Source organism: Streptomyces sp. Je 1-79, assembly GCF_025195125.1.
GTDB lineage: Bacteria > Actinomycetota > Actinomycetes > Streptomycetales > Streptomycetaceae > Streptomyces.
On sequence record NZ_JAMGSL010000007.1, the window covers coordinates 386012 to 403003 of the forward strand.

Annotated in this window: 15 protein-coding genes; 9 read left to right on the forward strand and 6 right to left on the reverse strand. The window is 71.5% G+C overall.

Features of this window, described 5'->3' with window-relative positions:
• Positions 1-56: 56 nt before the first annotated feature.
• The 3 genes from M5362_RS16940 to pdhA are packed head-to-tail and all read right to left on the reverse strand — an operon-like array spanning position 57 to position 3611.
• Entirely contained in the window at positions 57-1418 is a 1362-nt protein-coding gene (locus M5362_RS16940) for a dihydrolipoamide acetyltransferase family protein (protein WP_260228490.1), read from the reverse strand.
• Positions 1419-1449: 31 nt separating this feature from the next.
• Positions 1450-2430 carry an alpha-ketoacid dehydrogenase subunit beta gene (locus M5362_RS16945; protein ID WP_260228385.1) on the reverse strand — a complete coding sequence of 327 codons (981 nt, stop codon included), beginning with the start codon at positions 2428-2430 and terminating at the stop codon, positions 1450-1452.
• Positions 2431-2432: 2 nt separating this feature from the next.
• Positions 2433-3611: a pyruvate dehydrogenase (acetyl-transferring) E1 component subunit alpha gene (gene pdhA, locus M5362_RS16950; RefSeq protein ID WP_260228386.1), complete on the reverse strand. Its 1179-nt coding sequence runs from the start codon at positions 3609-3611 to the stop codon at positions 2433-2435.
• A gap of 338 nt (positions 3612-3949) precedes the next feature.
• Here pdhA and M5362_RS16955 point away from each other — a divergent pair, with 338 nt between their 5' ends.
• The 3 genes from M5362_RS16955 to M5362_RS16965 all read left to right on the forward strand — a co-directional run bounded on the left by M5362_RS16955 (position 3950) and on the right by M5362_RS16965 (position 6198).
• Entirely contained in the window at positions 3950-4609 is a 660-nt protein-coding gene (locus M5362_RS16955) for a response regulator transcription factor (RefSeq protein ID WP_260228387.1), read from the forward strand.
• 140 nt (positions 4610-4749) lie between these two features.
• The gene (locus M5362_RS16960) at positions 4750-5166 is read left to right on the forward strand and encodes a pyridoxamine 5'-phosphate oxidase family protein (RefSeq protein ID WP_260228388.1); all 417 of its coding nucleotides are present in this window, start codon (positions 4750-4752) and stop codon (positions 5164-5166) included.
• 15 nt (positions 5167-5181) lie between these two features.
• Positions 5182-6198 (forward strand): phosphotransferase, encoded by a 1017-nt coding sequence (locus M5362_RS16965; protein WP_260228389.1) that lies wholly within the window; start codon positions 5182-5184, stop codon positions 6196-6198.
• Positions 6199-6213: 15 nt separating this feature from the next.
• Here the strand turns inward: M5362_RS16965 and M5362_RS16970 are convergent, their stop codons facing one another.
• Positions 6214-7869 carry a protein kinase gene (locus M5362_RS16970; RefSeq protein ID WP_260228390.1) on the reverse strand — a complete coding sequence of 552 codons (1656 nt, stop codon included), beginning with the start codon at positions 7867-7869 and terminating at the stop codon, positions 6214-6216.
• A 269-nt stretch (positions 7870-8138) separates the two neighbouring features.
• Here M5362_RS16970 and M5362_RS16975 point away from each other — a divergent pair, with 269 nt between their 5' ends.
• Positions 8139-9755, forward strand: a complete 1617-nt coding sequence (locus M5362_RS16975) for a protein kinase (RefSeq protein ID WP_260228391.1) — start codon at positions 8139-8141, stop codon at positions 9753-9755.
• 189 nt (positions 9756-9944) lie between these two features.
• Here M5362_RS16975 and M5362_RS16980 read toward each other — a convergent pair whose 3' ends face one another.
• Entirely contained in the window at positions 9945-10478 is a 534-nt protein-coding gene (locus M5362_RS16980) for a hypothetical protein (RefSeq protein WP_260228392.1), read from the reverse strand.
• A gap of 61 nt (positions 10479-10539) precedes the next feature.
• Here M5362_RS16980 and M5362_RS16985 point away from each other — a divergent pair, with 61 nt between their 5' ends.
• From M5362_RS16985 to M5362_RS17005, 5 genes are all read left to right on the forward strand, one after another.
• Positions 10540-10770 (forward strand): hypothetical protein, encoded by a 231-nt coding sequence (locus tag M5362_RS16985; RefSeq protein ID WP_260228393.1) that lies wholly within the window; start codon positions 10540-10542, stop codon positions 10768-10770.
• Between the two features lie 106 nt (positions 10771-10876).
• Positions 10877-11581, forward strand: a complete 705-nt coding sequence (locus M5362_RS16990; RefSeq protein ID WP_260228394.1) for a PadR family transcriptional regulator — start codon at positions 10877-10879, stop codon at positions 11579-11581.
• Positions 11582-11671: 90 nt separating this feature from the next.
• Positions 11672-12406, forward strand: a complete 735-nt coding sequence (locus M5362_RS16995; protein WP_260228395.1) for an ABC transporter ATP-binding protein — start codon at positions 11672-11674, stop codon at positions 12404-12406.
• The gene (locus M5362_RS17000) at positions 12403-15270 is read left to right on the forward strand and encodes an ABC transporter permease (protein WP_260228396.1); all 2868 of its coding nucleotides are present in this window, start codon (positions 12403-12405) and stop codon (positions 15268-15270) included. Before M5362_RS16995 ends, M5362_RS17000 begins: the two co-directional genes overlap by 4 nt.
• A 96-nt stretch (positions 15271-15366) precedes the next feature.
• Complete coding sequence (locus M5362_RS17005) at positions 15367-15912, forward strand: bacterial proteasome activator family protein (RefSeq protein ID WP_308354879.1); 546 nt, start codon at positions 15367-15369, stop codon at positions 15910-15912.
• Positions 15913-15992: 80 nt separating this feature from the next.
• On the opposite strand, the gene M5362_RS17010 is transcribed toward M5362_RS17005, so the two are convergent.
• Positions 15993-16982 (reverse strand): NAD(P)H-quinone oxidoreductase, encoded by a 990-nt coding sequence (locus M5362_RS17010; protein ID WP_260228397.1) that lies wholly within the window; start codon positions 16980-16982, stop codon positions 15993-15995.
• Positions 16983-16992: the final 10 nt, after the last annotated feature.

Here is a 16992-nt window from a genome sequence, read left to right on the forward strand (position 1 = left end):
TTTCACGTGAAACAACACGCTTGCCGCGTTTGGTCGTTACGACCAGGACCTGTCCGTTACGACCAGGTCAGGAGGCGCTTCGGCTGCTCCAGGATCGCGGCGACATCCGCCAGGAACTTGGAGCCCAGCTCGCCGTCGACCAGACGGTGGTCGAAGGAGAGGGCCAGCGTCGTGACCTGACGCGGCTTCACCTTGCCCTTGTGGACCCACGGCTGGAGCTTGATCGCGCCGACCGCGAGGATCGCCGACTCGCCGGGGTTCAGGATGGGCGTACCGGTGTCGACGCCGAAGACGCCGACGTTGGTGATGGTGAACGTGCCGCCCTGCATCGCCGCCGGGGTCGTCCTACCCTCGCGGGCAGTGCCGACCAGCTCGCTCAGGGACTGCGACAGCTCCGGCAGGGTCTGGGCGTGCGCGTCCTTGATGTTCGGCACGATCAGACCGCGCGGGGTGGCCGCGGCGATGCCCAGGTTGACGTAGTGCTTGAGCACGATCTCCTGGTTCGCCTCGTCCCAGGCCGCGTTGATGTCCGGGTTGCGCCGGACGGCGACCAGGACGGCCTTGGCGATGAGGAGCAGCGGGTTGACCCGCAGTCCCGCCATGTCCTTGTCGGACTTGAGCTCCTCGACCAGCTTCATCGTGCGCGTGATGTCGAAGGTGACGAACTCGGTGACGTGCGGCGCGGTGAAGGCCGAGCCGACCATGGCGACCGCCGTGGCCTTCCGTACGCCCTTGATGGGGATACGGGTCTCCCGGCCGTCCGCCGACACGGGCACGGCCACCGGCGCGGCGGCGACAGGGACCGGCGCCGGGGCGGCCGGCGCGGGGGCCTCGACCACCGGGGCGGGCGCCGGAGCGGCCGCGCGGTGGACGTCCTCACGGGTGATGATCCCGTCAGGACCGGTCGGGGTGACCGCCGCCAGATCGACACCGAGGTCCTTGGCCAGCTTGCGCACCGGCGGCTTGGCCAGCGGGCGGGCGGCCGCGGGCGCGTGACCGTTCAGCTGCTCCGGTACGGAGACGGGAGCGGCGGCCGTGGTCTTGCGGGCCCGGCGCTTGGTCGAGCTCGCGGCCACGCCGTAGCCGACGAGGACCGGCTGGCGGCCCTGCGGCTCGGGCTCCTCGGCGGGAGCCTCGGCCACCGGGGCCGCGACGGCGGGAGCCGCCTCGGCGGCCGGAGCCTCCGGGGCCGCACCTCCGCCCACGTTCACGGAGATGATCACCTGGCCGACATCGACCGTCGTGCCCTCGGGGAAGGGCAGCTCGTGGACCGTGCCGTCGAAGGGGATCGGCAGCTCGACGGCCGCCTTCGCCGTCTCGACCTCACAGACGACCTGGCCGTCGGCGACGGTGTCACCCGGCTGGACGTACCACTTGAGGATCTCGGCCTCGGTGAGGCCCTCGCCCACGTCGGGCATCTTGAATTCGCGGATCGTCACGATGCTCTCCTCAGTACGCCAGCGAGCGGTCGACGGCGTCGAGCACGCGGTCCAGACCCGGCAGGTACTCCTCCTCCAGGCGCGCCGGCGGATACGGCGCGTGGTAGCCGCCGACCCGCAGGACGGGGGCCTCCAGGTGGTAGAAGCAGCGCTCGGTGATCCGGGCGGCGATCTCCGCGCCGGAGCCGTAGAAGACCGGGGCCTCGTGGACCACGACCAGGTGGCGGGTCTTCTCGACCGAGGCCTGGATCGTGTCGAAGTCGATCGGGGACATCGAGCGCAGGTCGACGACCTCCACCGACTTCCCCTCCTCCTGGGCGGCCGCGGCGGCCTCCAGGCAGACCTTCACCATCGGGCCGTACGCGGCGAGCGTGAGGTCCGTGCCCTCGCGCGCCACACGTGCCCTGTGCAGCTCGCCCGGGATGGCCTCGGTGTCGACCTCGCTCTTGTCCCAGTAGCGGCGCTTGGGCTCGAAGAAGATGACCGGGTCGTCGCTCTGGATGGCCTGCTGGAGCATCCAGTACGCGTCCGACGAGGTGGACGGCGAGATGACCTTGAGACCGGCGACGTGCGCGAAGAGCGCCTCGGGGGACTCCGAGTGGTGCTCGACGGCGCCGATGCCACCGCCGTACGGGATGCGGATGACGACCGGCATCTTGACCTTGCCGAGCGCACGGGCGTGCATCTTGGCGAGCTGCGTGACGATCTGGTCGTACGCGGGGAAGACGAAACCGTCGAACTGGATCTCGACGACGGGCCGGTAGCCGCGCAGGGCCAGGCCGATCGCGGTGCCGACGATGCCGGACTCGGCGAGCGGGGTGTCGATGACCCGGTCCTCGCCGAAGTCCTTCTGCAGGCCGTCGGTGACACGGAAGACGCCGCCGAGCTTGCCGACGTCCTCACCCATGATGAGGACCTTGGGGTCGTTCTCGAGGGCCGTGCGGAGCGACTCGTTGATCGCCTTGGCCAGGGGAAGCTTCTGTACAGCCATGGTTACTTGACCTCACCCTCGGCCGCGGAGTCCGCGAACGACGCCTGGTAGGCGGCGAACTGCGCACGCTCCTCGTCGACGAGCGCGTGCCCGTCGGCGTAGACATTCTCGAAGATCGCCATGTGATCCGGGTCGGGCATGGAGCGGACGCCCTCGCGGACGCGCTTGCCGAGCGCCTCGCTCTCCTGCTCCAGCGCCTCGAAGAACGCCGCGTCGGCGTGGCCCTCGCGCTCCAGGTACGCCTTGAGCCGCAGGATCGGGTCCTTCGCCTCCCAGGCCTCGCGCTCCTCGTCGGCGCGGTACTTGGTCGGGTCGTCGGAGGTGGTGTGGGCGCCCATCCGGTAGGTGAACGCCTCGACCAGGGTCGGGCCCTCGCCCCGGCGGGCGCGCTCCAGCGCGGAGCGGGTCACGGCCAGGCACGCGAGGACGTCGTTGCCGTCGACACGGACGCCGGGGAAGCCGAAGCCCTGCGCCCGCTGGTACAGCGGCACACGGGTCTGCTTCTCGGTGGGCTCCGAGATCGCCCACTGGTTGTTCTGGCAGAAGAAGACGACCGGGGCGTTGTAGACCGCGGAGAAGGTGAACGACTCGGCGACGTCGCCCTGACTGGACGCGCCGTCACCGAAGTACGCGATCACGGCGGAGTCCGCGCCGTCCTTGGCGACGCCCATGGCGTAGCCGGTGGCGTGCAGGGTCTGCGAGCCGATGACGATCGTGTACAGGTGGAAGTTGTTGCTGTTGGGGTCCCAGCCTCCGTGGTTCACACCGCGGAACATGCCGAGCAGGTTCGTCGGGTCGACCCCACGGCACCAGGCGACACCGTGCTCCCGGTAGGTCGGGAAGACGTAGTCGTCGTCCCGCAGCGCGCGGCCGGAGCCGATCTGCGCGGCCTCCTGGCCGAGCAGCGACGCCCACAGGCCCAGCTCGCCCTGTCGCTGCAGGGCGGTGGCCTCGGCGTCGAAGCGGCGGGTGAGGACCATGTCCCGGTAGAGGCCGCGCAGCTCGTCGGCGCTCAGGTCGATGTCGTACTCGGGGTGCTGGACGCGCTCCCCTTCGGGCGTCAGCAGCTGAACGAGCTCGGGCTCCGAAGTCTGGGACTTCTTGGCGCTCGCGCTGGCAGTGCGCTTGGTGCCGCTGCTGCGTCGCGTCGTCTTGCGCGCGGCAGTGCTCTCCACGGTCACGTGCGTGCTCCTCCGTCGGTCCGGCCCCCGGGGTTGCCGGGAAAGGCCAGTGCGGCTCGCCTTGTCCGTACTCGCGCACGGGGTGGGTGCGACTCGGCCGGGTCAGGCGTGACAGGTGCCCCGGCGAGCGCCCTGTCATAGGCACGTTACCCACTGCCGCGCATTACTGCGAAACCCCATTTGACCTGCGATTTTGCTTGGATTTCCAAGTAAATCGAGAAAAGTGGGAACAGTAGCTGGTCAGCGCACTGGCAACGGCCTGGCAGGCCGCCGGAACACGGGGCACGTTATCCCGCAGACCCCGGGCACGGGAAGAGCCAATATGTGAGACTGAGGACGTGCGCGAAGATGGAAAAATCCGGGTATTTCTGTTGGACGACCACGAAGTCGTCCGGCGTGGCGTCCACGAGCTGCTCTCCGTGGAGGACGACATCGAGGTGGTCGGGGAGGCGGGCACGGCGGCGGACGCCCTGGTCAGGATCCCGGCGACGCGCCCCGACGTGGCCGTGCTCGACGTCCGGCTGCCCGACGGCAGCGGTGTCGAGGTCTGTCGCGAGGTGCGTTCGCAGAACGAGGACATCAAGTGCCTGATGCTCACCTCGTACGCCGACGACGAGGCGCTCTTCGACGCGATCATGGCCGGGGCCTCGGGTTATGTCCTCAAAGCCATTCGCGGGAACGAACTCCTTTCGGCGGTACGGGACGTCGCGGCCGGGAAGTCCCTGCTCGATCCGGTCGCCACCGCACGCGTCCTGGAGCGGCTGCGGGACGGAAACAATCCGAAGGGTGACGACAAGCTCGCCAACCTGACGGAACAGGAGCGCAGGATCCTGGATCTGATCGGCGAGGGCCTGACCAACCGGGCCATCGGCGAGCGGCTCCACCTCGCGGAGAAGACGATCAAGAACTATGTCTCCAGCCTGTTGTCGAAGCTGGGCATGGAGCGCCGTTCCCAGGCCGCGGCGTACGTGGCCCGGCTGCAGGCCGAGCGGCAGTGAGCGAAGGGCGTACGGCCGGCCCCGCGAGGGTCACCCGTTCGGCCCGACCCGGTGCGGACCCCGATTCGGGACCTACGTCCCGACGAACCGGGGCAGGCGCCCCTTTCCGACGCAGTGCCGGTGGCGGGAGAGTGGAAGCCATGTCCACCGAGGAGATCCGCGCCATCGAGCTGCTGAGCCGAGTCTCGTACGGCCGGGTGGCGACGAGCATGAGCGCCATGCCGTTCGTCGCCCCCGCCCGCCACATCGTGGACGACGGCCGCGTCCTGCTCCGGATGCACCGGGGTCTCGGCTACCACCGCGCCTGCGCGGGGAGCGTCGTCGCCTACGGCGCGGACAACTTCAACTCGGGCGCCGAGAACCTCTGGTCCGTGCAGTTCACCGGCACCGCGGAGGTCGTCCGACCCACCGAGGAGCAGCTGGCCGCCTTCGGCCCGACCCCGCAGGTCGTGGACGGCGAGCCCTTCGACCCCATCTACATGCGCATCGAGCCCCAGTTCGTGACCGTGCACCAGCTGGACTACACCACCGAGCGACATCTCCAGCACGTAGCGTGATCTAACATCTGGCGGGTGCCGCGCTCATCTGAAACGCTTGCTCCGCCCGTCGGCGCCCTGCTGCGCCGCTACCGCGAGGCCGGCGAGCCGCTCTCCTGCGAACCCGTCACCCAGGGGCTCCTCAACCGCGGCTACCGCCTCGCCACCACCCGCGGCGCCTACTTCCTCAAACAGCACCTCGACGCCCCCACCGCCGACCGGGACACCATCAGCCGGCAGCACCGCGCCACCCAGCGTCTGCACGCCCTCGGCCTGCCCGTCGCCCCGCCGCTCGCCGACTCCGCCGGCCGCACGGTCGCCGTCATCGGCGGCCGCTGCTACGCCCTGCACCCCTGGGTCGACGGCCGCCACCGCGACGGCGCCCAGCTCTCCACCGGCGGCTCCCGGCGCCTGGGCGCGCTCCTCGGCCACGTCCACACCTGCCTGGAGCAGGTCATGGAGTCACCGCCCCAGGGCGACGGGCACGAGAGCGCCCGCCCCGAGGACACCCTCCGGGTCATCGACGAGCTGCTCCGTCTCGCCCGCGCCCACCGGCCCCGCACCGGCTTCGACGCCCTCGCCGAGCACCGGCTGCTCGAACGGCGCGGGCTGCTCGCGGAGCACGCCCACCGCCGTCCGCCCCGCGCCACCTCGGCCGGCTGGGTGCACGGCGACTTCCACCCGCTGAACCTGCTCTACCGGGGGGCCGAGCCCGCAGCGATCGTCGACTGGGACCGCCTCGGGGTCCAGCCCCGGGCGGAGGAGGCCGTCAGGGCCGCCGCCATCTTCTTCGTACGGCCGGCGGGTGAGCTGGCGCTCGAGAAGGTGCGGGCGTACGCGCGCGCCTACCGCCGGGCGGCGGGCGCGGACGGGGCGGAGCTGGCGTCGGCGGTGCACCGGGTGTGGTGGGAGCGGCTCAACGACTTCTGGATACTGCGCTGGCGCTACCAGCTGCACGACCGAAGGGCCGACCCGCAGTTTCCCGCGGCGTCGGCCCTGGCGGTGTGGTGGACCCGTGAGTACGAGGCGGTACGCGACGCGTTCGCGGGCTGACCGGCTCGGTACGGGTCAGGGGGTGGTGCCGGTCCCGCCGTCCGCGGCGCCCGCCGTCGTACCGGCCGTCGTGCCCGTCGTCGTGCCCGCGTTGGCGCTGCCCGTCGTCGTGCCCGCGTTGCCGTTGCCCTCCGTGGTGCCCTCCGTGGTGCCCTCGGTGGACCCCTCGGTCGAGCCTTCCGTGGACCCCTCGGTCGTGCCCTCCGTGGTGCCCTCGGTGTCCGTGCCGCCGTCCGTCGGGTCGGTCGGCGGAGTCGTCGGCGGAGTCGTCGGGGGCGTCGTCTGCGGCGTCGAAGGCGTGTACGACGGCGTCCACGTGTTCTGGTCGCCGCCCGTGGAGGTCTCGGGCTGCTGCGTCTGCGGCGTCTGCTCCTCGGACGGGGTCGGCGAATCCGTGACGGTGGACGGCGAGTCGGTGATCGTCGGCTTGTCCGTCGTACCGCCCTTCTCACCTGCCTTGTCCAGCGCGAACACGACACCCGCCACCATGGCGATCATGGCCAGCGCCACGAACAGCAGCACCTTGCCGCGGCCGCCCTTGCCACCGCCCTGGTGGCCGTAGCCGTCCTGCTCGTAACCACCGCCGCCGTACCCGCCGACCCCGCCGTCGTCCGGGTTCATCGGCGGCAGGATCGGGCCCTGCGCGGTCTCGTGGTGCATCGGGTGGCCCATCGCGGTCGTCGCCGCGACGCCGCCGACCGGAGTGTGCCCGCCCTCGTGCACCTCCACCGGGCCGGTGTTCCACGTGCCGGTGTGACCGCCCGCCTGCTGGAGCATCTGCAGGCCGTACTGGATCAGCCCGCGCATCTCCTCGGCGCTCTGGAACCGGTCGTCCGGGTCCTTCGCCAGCGAGCGCATCACCAGCCCGTCGAGCTCCGGCGGCGCGTCCTGCGCGACGTCGGAGGGCGGGACGGGGATGTCCTGGACGTGCTGGTAGACCACCGAGAGCGGGGTCTCGCCGGTGAACGGGGGCCGCAGCGCCAGCAGTTCGTACAGCAGACAGCCGGTGGCGTACAGGTCGGAACGGTGGTCCACGGCCTTGCCGAGAGCCTGTTCGGGGGAGAGGTACTGCGGCGTGCCCATGACCATGCCGGTCTGGGTCATCGTCGACTGCGCGCCGTGCAGGGCGCGCGCGATGCCGAAGTCCATCACCTTCACCGCGCCACCGTGCGTGATGATGACGTTCGCGGGCTTGATGTCCCGGTGCACGATGCCGTGCTGGTGCGAGTACGCGAGCGCTTCCAGCACGCCGGAGACGATGATCAGGGCCTGCTCGGGGCCCGGCGCCTCGGCGCTGATCAGCAGGTCACGGATGGTGCGGCCCTCGACCAGCTCCATCACGATGTACGGCACGGACTGGGCGCCGACGACGTCCTCGCCGGAGTCGTACACCGCCACGATCGCATGGTGGTTGAGGCCCGCGACCGACTGCGCCTCGCGGGTGAAGCGGGCCTTGGAGACCGGGTCCTCGGCGAGGTCGGAGCGGAGGAGCTTCACGGCGACCGTGCGGCCGAGCCGCACGTCCTCGGCCGCGAACACCTCGGCCATGCCGCCTCGTCCCAGACGGTGCGTCAGCCGGTACCGTCCGTCACCGACCACTCCGCCGACGCCCCAGGACTCCGCGGCGGCGCCCGACAGGCCGCCGCCGCCTGCTTCGGATTCGGGTGCCATCAGTCCTCGCCGTCATCTGTCCGTGGTGTGGTGCCGTACCGCCGTCACGCTACAGGCTTCGTCCGACACCACGGTCCGAGTGGACCGGCCATCCAACCCTCCGCGCGTACGCCGATGCAAATTCCGGCCTGTTCGTGTAACGCTTCCGAGACGCTTCTTGCGCGGAGGGTCACGGAACGGGCACCCGGCTTGACGTGTCGGTGCCCTGGGGCAGACTTGGCCAGGAAATTCCGGATCAGCGCCGCCACGCGCGCGTAGGGGGAGCACGAATGAGCCAGGACGGCGCACAGGGTCGCTACGCGGGCGGTTCGGTCGCGAACGGCCGGTACCAGCTTCGCGACCTGCTCGGCGAGGGCGGCATGGCCTCCGTCTACCTGGCGTACGACAGCGCGCTGGACCGCCAGGTGGCCATCAAGACCCTGCACACGGAACTCGGCCGGGAACAGTCGTTCCGCGAGCGGTTCCGGCGCGAGGCCCAGGCGGTCGCGAAGCTTTCGCACACGAACATCGTCTCGGTCTTCGACACCGGTGAGGACACCCTCGACGGCGCCGTCATGCCGTACATCGTCATGGAGTACGTGGAGGGGCAGCCGCTCGGCTCGGTCCTCGCCTCCGACGTACGGCAGTTCGGCGCGATGCCGGCGGACAAGGCGCTGAAGGTGACCGCCGACGTGCTCGCCGCGCTGGAGACCAGCCACGAAATGGGCCTGGTCCACCGGGACATCAAGCCCGGCAACGTGATGATGACCAAGCGCGGCGTCGTCAAGGTGATGGACTTCGGCATCGCCCGCGCCATGCAGTCCGGTGTCACCTCGATGACGCAGACCGGCATGGTCGTCGGCACCCCGCAGTACCTCTCCCCCGAACAGGCCCTGGGCCGCGCGGTGGACGCCCGTTCCGACCTGTACTCGGTCGGCATCATGCTCTTCCAACTCCTCACGGGCCGCCTGCCGTTCGACGCGGACTCGCCGCTGGCGATCGCGTACGCACACGTGCAGGAGGAGCCGGTCGCGCCCTCGTCCATCAACCGCTCGGTGACCCCGGCGATGGACGCGCTCGTCGCCCGCGCGCTGAAGAAGAACCCGAACGAGCGTTTCCCGAGCGCCGCCGCGATGCAGGACGAGTGCCTGCGGGTGCTGTCGGCCGGGCAGACGGGTGCGCCGGTGATCGTGGCGGGCGGCCCGGTCAGCAGTGGTGCGGGCGTGGGCTCGGCGGTCTTCCCGCCGGTCGGCCAGACCCCGCCGCCCACGACACACGGTGTCCAGCAGCCGTACCAGCACCCGACGCCGCAGCCGGGCCCGTACGGTCCGCCGACGCCTGCCCCCTCCTACGGATACCCGCAGCAGGCGCAGACCCCGCCGCCGTCCCCGGTCTACCAGACGCCCGCTCCCGGGCCGTACCAGATGTCGCCGCAGACCACGATGAACAGCGGCTCCGGCGGGCCCAAGCGGAACATGCCGGTCGTCGTGGGGTCGATCGTCGTCGCGCTGATCGCGATCGGCGGTGTGATCACCGCGATCGCGCTCAACAAGGACGACCCGGCGGACAACGGCGGCGGCGACCCGAGCCAGAGCCAGTCGGCCGCCCCCGGACACAAGGGTCCCGACCTGACCAAGACCATCGACGTGAAGAAGTGCACCGAGCCGAGGGAGTCGAGCGACGACCCGTCGAAGTTCGAGATCCCCGACTTCACGTACAAGAACATCCAGTCGGTGAAGGACTGCCTCCAGGCCGCGGGCTGGAAGCTCACGAAGCAGACCCCGGTGGACGAGGCGACGTACGGCGAGGGCACGGTCCTCAGCCAGTACCCGCCGGCGGGTGAGGACGCGTCGAAGGACGACGCCGAGTTCACCCTGGAGATCTCCACGGGCGACCCGGGGCAGTAACGACCGCGGCTCTTGGGGCGCTCGTCCTCGGGCGCTCGTCCTGGGCGCTCGTCCTCGGGCGCTCGTCCTCGGCGGCGGGCGCCCTCCCTCCCACGAGCCTCCTCACCCCCGCGCGGGCGCCCGGATGCCGGAAATGCCCCGACATGTGACGCTGAGCGTGAAACCTCGGCGGCTCGTACGGGAGGGGGGTCACCCGGTGACTCCAGGACTCCGCCGCGCGCGGACGCGGGCACTGCGGACGCGGGTGGTGCGGTGGCGGGCGCTCGGTCCCGTGGCCGTGTGCTGGCTGGTGATGGGTGCCGTACCGGTGGCGTACGGGTCCGATCGGCCCGCTCCCGCTCCCATGGCGACGGCGGCATGGAAGGCGGGGCCGTCGAAGGGCGCGCCCTCCGGGCCGAGCGCGAAGGCCGTACCGCCCAGGCCGTCGTCGTCGCCCTCGCCGCCCTCGCCGCCCTCCTCACCCTCGCCGTCCGCTGCGGTCCCGGCGAGCGGCAGACCGGGCGTCCCCGGCGCCTCCGGCCCGCCCGCCCGGCCTCCTTCCGCCCGGCCCCCTTCCACCTCGGCCTCCTCCCCCGCCTCCTGGCCGTCGGCGCCCGCGGCGCCCTCGGCGACGGTCTCCGAGGCCCCCGGCCCCACCGCCTCCCGCTCGCTGGCCGGGCGCCCCGCCGGGGAGGGCCGCGAGCGGCCCGGCCGGCCCCCGGCGCCCCCGAGGCCGAGCGACACGGGCGGGCCGCCCGACCCTTCACGTACCAAAACAGCAACAGCGGAAGAGCCGTCCCAGGAAGTGGACGAGGAGGCCGAGGGCGCGGACGAGGAGCTCGAAGCGGTACCGGAGACGGAGGCGACGGAGCCCACGTCGACGCCCGCCACCGTGCCCGCCGCGGCGCCCCATCTCGACTCCCGGACCGCCACCACCACCGTTGACCGGCAGATTCCCGTACTCACGCTGGGCGCGGGGCTCGCGCTGATGGGGCTCGGCATCGGTTTTCTGGGCGTACGGATGCGGAACCGCTGAGCTTCTCGGTCCCTCGCACGACCCCGCGTGTCCCCCCTGAGACGGACGCGCTGGTTCCGTCTCAGGTCGCTTGTCGGCGTCGACATACTCGGTATACATACTGAGTATGTCGATCCGCCACGGGCTTCTCGCCCTCCTCGAACGCGGGCCCCGCTACGGCTCGCAGCTCCGTACGGAGTTCGAGTCCCGCACGGGCTCCACCTGGCCCCTCAACGTGGGCCAGGTCTACACGACCCTCAACCGTCTCGAACGGGACGGCATGGTCGCCCAGGGCGGCGAGGACGACGCCGGCCACGCGCTCTACGCGATCACCGACAGCGGTCGCGAAGAGCTCAGAGCCTGGTTCGAGAAGCCGGTGGACCGGACCAGCCCCGCCCGCGACGAGCTCGCCATCAAGCTCGCGATGGCCGTCGGAGCTCCGGGCGTCGACATCCGCGCCGTCATCCAGGCCCAGCGCCGCCACACCGTCAAGGCGATGCAGGACTACACCCGGCTCAAGGCCCAGGCGCTCGCCACGCTCGAGAACGGCGAGTCCCGGGAACGGGACGACGTGGCCTGGCTCCTCGTCCTGGAACAGCTGATCTTCCAGACCGAGGCCGAGGCCCGCTGGCTCGACCACTGCGAGGCCCGGCTGATCCGGCTGTCGACGTCCGCCGCCGGCGCGGGCGACCCACGGCCTCCCACGACCGCCGGGACGCCCGCGCCGACGTCCGGTTCGGCCTCCGCCTCGGCCTCGCCGTCCGACCCGCCCGCCGCCTCACCCGCCGCTCCGCCGTCCACCACGGACACGCGACCGGCACGGCTGCGCTGACCCCGCGGCCCCACAGACCCGCACCACCTCTCTCCAACCGCTCCGTACGACGGCGCCAGCAGCGCCCGTACGTCCAAGGGGGACCCCTCCATGTCCACAGCGCAGCCCGTGCTGCAACTCCAGAACCTGACCCGCGTCCACGGCTCCGGCGCCACCGAGGTGCACGCCCTGCGCGGCATCGACCTCGATGTCTTCCCCGGTGAACTCGTCGCCGTCATGGGCCCGTCCGGTTCCGGCAAGTCGACCCTGCTCACCATCGCGGGCGGCCTCGACACCCCCACCTCCGGTCGGGTGATCGTCGAGAACACCGACATCACCACCGCCGGCCGCAAGGCCCTCGCCGCCCTGCGACGCCGCAGCATCGGCTACGTCTTCCAGGACTACAACCTCATCCCGGCCCTCACCGCCGCCGAGAACGTCGCCCTGCCGCGCGAACTGGACGGCACCTCCGCCCGCAAGGCGCGTGTCGAAGCCCTGGCCGCGCTGGAGGAGATGGAGCTCGGCCACCTCGCCGACCGCTTCCCGGACGAGATGTCCGGCGGCCAGCAGCAGCGCGTGGCCATCGCCCGCGCCCTCGTCGGCGACCGTCGTCTCGTCCTCGCCGACGAGCCCACCGGCGCCCTGGACTCCGAGACCGGCGAGTCCGTCCTCGCCCTGCTCCGCGCCCGGTGCGACGCCGGAGCCGCCGGCGTGCTCGTCACCCACGAGCCGCGGTTCGCCGCGTGGGCCGACCGCGTCGTCTTCCTGCGGGACGGCGCCGTGGTCGACCAGACCGTGCGCAGCGACGCCGACTCGCTCCTGACCGGCCAGGCGGCCGAGCGGTGAACAAGTGGCTCCATTCCTGGCGCGCCGCGATCCGCATCGCGCGCCGTGACGCCTGGCGCTCCAAAGGACGCAGCTTCCTCGTCCTCGCGATGATCGCCCTGCCCATCCTCGGCGTGAGCGCCGCCGATCTGACCCTGCGCAGCTCCGAGCTCTCCACCGAGGAGAGCCTGAGCCGGACGATCGGCGCCGCCGACGCACGGTTCAACGACGCCTCCGTGGAGGGTGTGCCGATCTTCCAGGACCCGGGCGGCGAGACGTACACGCCGGTCGAGGAGTACGAGGACAAGCCCTGGCCGAGCGGCCCGACCGATGTCACCAAGACCTTCCCGGCCGGCTCCACCGTCCTCACGGACAGCTCCGGAAGCGCCAAGCTGACCACCACCCACGGGCTGCTCCAGAGCGAGATCCGTGAGCTGAAGGCCGACGACCCGATCGCCAAGGGGATCATGACCCTCCAGGAGGGCCGCTTCCCGCAGAAGGCCGACGAGGTCGCCGCGACCACGCACTTCCTGGAGACCAGCGGGCTGACCATCGGCTCCACGTTCTCCGCGCGCGGCTACGACCGGACGTTCCGGATCGTGGGCTCGTACGAGCTCCCCAACGAGCTCAAGGCCGACCAGGTCAACGCCCTGCCGGGCGCGTTCCTCGCCCCGTACGCCAAGGCGGTCGAGAAGGCCGGGCTGAGCGTCACCGACGTCGCCACGACGTATCTGGTGAAGGCCCCCGGTGGTTTCACGTGGAACACGGTCCAGAAGATCAACACCAAGGGTGTGGCCGTGATTTCGCGCGCCGTGCTCCTGGACCCGCCCGCCAAGGCCGATGTCCCGCTCTTCCAGAAGGAGGGCTGGAGCAACTTCGAAACCAGCCCCGGCGCCCGGGCCGCCGAGCTCGCCGCCGTGGGCACGGTCGTCGGCCTCGCCATGCTGGAGATCTGCCTCCTGGCCGGGCCCGCGTTCGCCGTCGGCGCCCGCCGCTCGCGCCGTCAGCTCGGGCTCGTCGGCGCCAACGGCGGTGACCGCCACCACATCCGCGCCATCGTCCTGAGCGGCGGCCTCGTCATCGGCGTCGCCTCGGCCGTCACCGGCACCGTGCTCGCCCTGATCCTCACGTTCGCCCTGCAGCCCGTCCTCGAGGACGCCATGGGCCAGCGGTTCGGCGCGTTCGACATCCGCCCGCTGGAACTGCTCGGCATCGCGCTGATCGCCGTGCTGACCGGCCTGCTCGCCGCGATCGTCCCGGCCGTCACCGCCTCCCGGCAGACCGTCCTCGCCTCGCTGACCGGCCGTCGCGGTGTGCGCCGCAGCAGCCGCGTCCTCCCGCTGGTCGGCCTGGGAGCCCTGCTCCTGGGCGGTGCGATCGCGCTCTACGGATCGGTGGTCTCGGACCAGTTCGCGATCGTCGCGGGCGGCAGCGCCCTCGCCGAGCTGGGCGTGGTCGCCATGACGCCCGCCCTCGTGGGCCTCTTCGGCCGCACCGGCCGCTGGCTGCCGCTCTCGCCGCGCCTCGCCCTGCGGGACGCCGTGCGCAACCGGGGCCGTACGGCACCCGCCGTCGCCGCCGTGCTCGCCGCCGTCGCCGGAACGGTCGCCGTCTCCACCTACACGGCCAGCCACGAGGCCCAGGAACAGGCCGGATACACGGCGACCCTGCCGCACGGCGCCGTCTCCGCGCTCGTGATGGAGGAGGGCGGCCGGGACGTCCCCGCCGTGCGGGACGCCGTACAGCGCCTGTGGCCCGTCGACTCCCGCGCCGATGTCCAGCGCATCCAGATCGGCAGGGCGAGCTGCGGCATGTACAGCGAGAGCCCCGGCTGCGGTCGCTTCGAGATCGTCATACCGAAGCCCAACGAGTGCCCGCTGTGGTCCTCGGAGAACGGCGAGGACCCCGCGTCGAAGTTCACCAAGGAGCAGCGTCGCAAGTTCGCCGAGGACTGGCGCTGCGCGACCGGCCCCGGCGGTGACTTCGGTGACGGTGTCTATCTCGAGGGCGGCCTGCTGATCGGTGACGCCTCCCTGCTGAAGGTCCTCGGAGTCGACGACGCCGGCGCGGAGAAGGCGCTCGCCGAGGGGAAGGTCGTCTCCTTCGCCAAGGCCCCCGTCGACGCGAACGGAAAGTTCGGCATCAAGCTGATCGCCGACAACCAGAAGGCGAACGAGGCCGCGATGGAGGACAAGCCGGTCCCGGGCGAGGTGAAGTCCCTGCCCGCCCACCTGGTGACCGGGAAGGCCGACACCTACGGAGTGAAGGCGCTCCTCACCCCCGCCGCCGCCAAGGCCGCCGGCCTGCCCACGGTGCCGCTCGGCTCGTTCTTCTCGACCGACACGATGCCCACCGCCGAGCAGCGCCAGAAGCTCGACGGCGAGCTCGCCAAGATCGGCAGCGATGTCGGGCTCTACCTGGAGGAAGGATTCGTCAGCGACATGAGCATCGTGCTCCTCTCGCTGACCGTCTTCGCCGGCCTCGTCACCATCGGCGCCGCGGGCATCGCCACCGGCCTCGCCCAGGCCGACGCCGAGGCCGACCTCAAGACACTGTCCGCCGTCGGCGCGCCCCCGCGGGTCCGCCGCACGCTCAGCGGCTTCCAGTGCGGGGTGGTCGCCGCGATGGGCGTGATCCTGGGATCGGCGGCCGGTGTGCTCCCTGCGATGGGCCTGCGGCTCACCGAGGAGCGCCAGGAGCTGCGCTTCTACCAGGAGAGCCTCGACCAGGGCTGGGCCACCGCGGCGGAAGCGCCGTACGTCCCGATCGTCGTCCCCTGGGAGACGCTCGCGGCGCTCCTCGTCGCCGTACCGCTCGGCGCCGCGCTCCTGGCGGCCCTGGTGACCCGCTCGCGCGGGGCCCTGGCCCGCCGCGAAGCGACCTGATCGGACCGTTGCCGTCCTGTGCCCCCGGAGAAGGGTGGATCACCCTCCTCCGGGGGCACACCGTGTGGTGAGGCATGTGTGCGAGAGAATGGCGGCATGGAGATGCCGAGGAATGAACGGTCGCAGGAGACTCCCCAGGTCCTCATCGTGGGACAGGACGGGATGGCGCTCGGCGGCACTCAGGGTGACGACGAATCCCGCGAGGTCCCGGTGACGGAAATGGTCGAGCAGCCTGCGAAGGTCATGCGCATCGGCAGCATGATCAAGCAGCTCCTGGAGGAAGTACGCGCGGCACCTCTCGACGAGGCCAGCCGTGTCAGGCTCAAGGACATCCACGCCAGCTCGGTCAAGGAGCTGGAGGACGGGCTCGCGCCCGAACTGGTCGAGGAACTGGAGCGGCTTTCCCTGCCGTTCACCGACGAGGCGATCCCCTCCGAGGCGGAGCTGCGGATCGCGCAGGCCCAGTTGGTGGGCTGGCTCGAAGGCCTCTTCCACGGTATCCAGACGGCGCTCTTCGCCCAGCAGATGGCGGCCCGCGCCCAGCTGGAGCAGATGCGCCGTGCGCTGCCTCCGGGTGCGTCCTCCGACGATGACGACGACAACGGCCGGGGCCACGCGATCCGTTCGGGCCCGTATCTCTAGTCCGCCCCTGCGGGCGGCGCCCGCTGTACGAAGAAGGGCCCGGCACCCCCTCGGGGGTGCCGGGCCCTTTCCTCGCGCTCTCAGGCCGCCGTGGGCGCCACGAGCAGGACCTTGCCGACGTGGGTTCCCGAGTCCAGGGCGCGGTGCGCCTCTGCGGCGTCCCGCATCTCCACCGTACGGTCGACGACCGCACGCACCGTCCCCGAGCCGATCAGCGGCCAGACGTGCTCACGCACTGCGGCGACGATCGCCGTCTTCTCGTGCAGCGGACGGCCCCGCAGCGTGGTCGCCGTGATCGCGCCCCGCTTGGCGAGCAGCGCACCGAGGTTCAACTCGCCCTTCACGCCACCCTGCAGGCCGATGACCGCCAGGCGGCCGTTGACCGCGAGGGCCTTCACATTGCGTTCCAGGTACTTCGCTCCGACGATGTCCAGGATCACGTCCGCACCGGCCCCGTCGGTGGCCTTGCGCAGCTCCTCGACGAAGTCCTGCTCGCGGTAGTCGATCAGGATGTCCGCGCCCAGCTCGGCGCAGCGCGCCAGCTTCTCCGGTCCGCCGGCGGTGACCGCGACCTTCGCGCCGACCGCCTTGGCGAGCTGGATCGCCATGGTGCCGATACCGCTCGCACCGCCGTGCACCAACAGCGTCTCGCCGGGCCGCAGATGGGCGATCATGAAGATGTTCGACCAGACGGTGCACGTCACCTCGGGCAGCGCCGCGGCCGTCACGAGGTCCACCCCGTCCGGTACCGGCAGCAGCTGGCCGACGGGGACGACGACCTTCTCCGCGTACCCGCCGCCCACCAGCAGCGCGCACACCTCGTCCCCGACCGACCAGCCGGAGACCCCCGGGCCCAGCGCGGCGATCCGGCCCGAACATTCGAGGCCGGGGTACGGGGAGGTGCCGGGCGGCGGGTCGTAGAAGCCCTGTCGCTGGAGCAGGTCGGCGCGGTTGACGGCGCTCGCCACCACCTCGACGAGCACCTCGCCCTCGGCGGGCACGGGATCGGGCACCTCGGCCCAGACGAGGGCCTCGGGACCACCGGGTTCCGGAATCGTGATCGCATGCATGGCGGCGAGG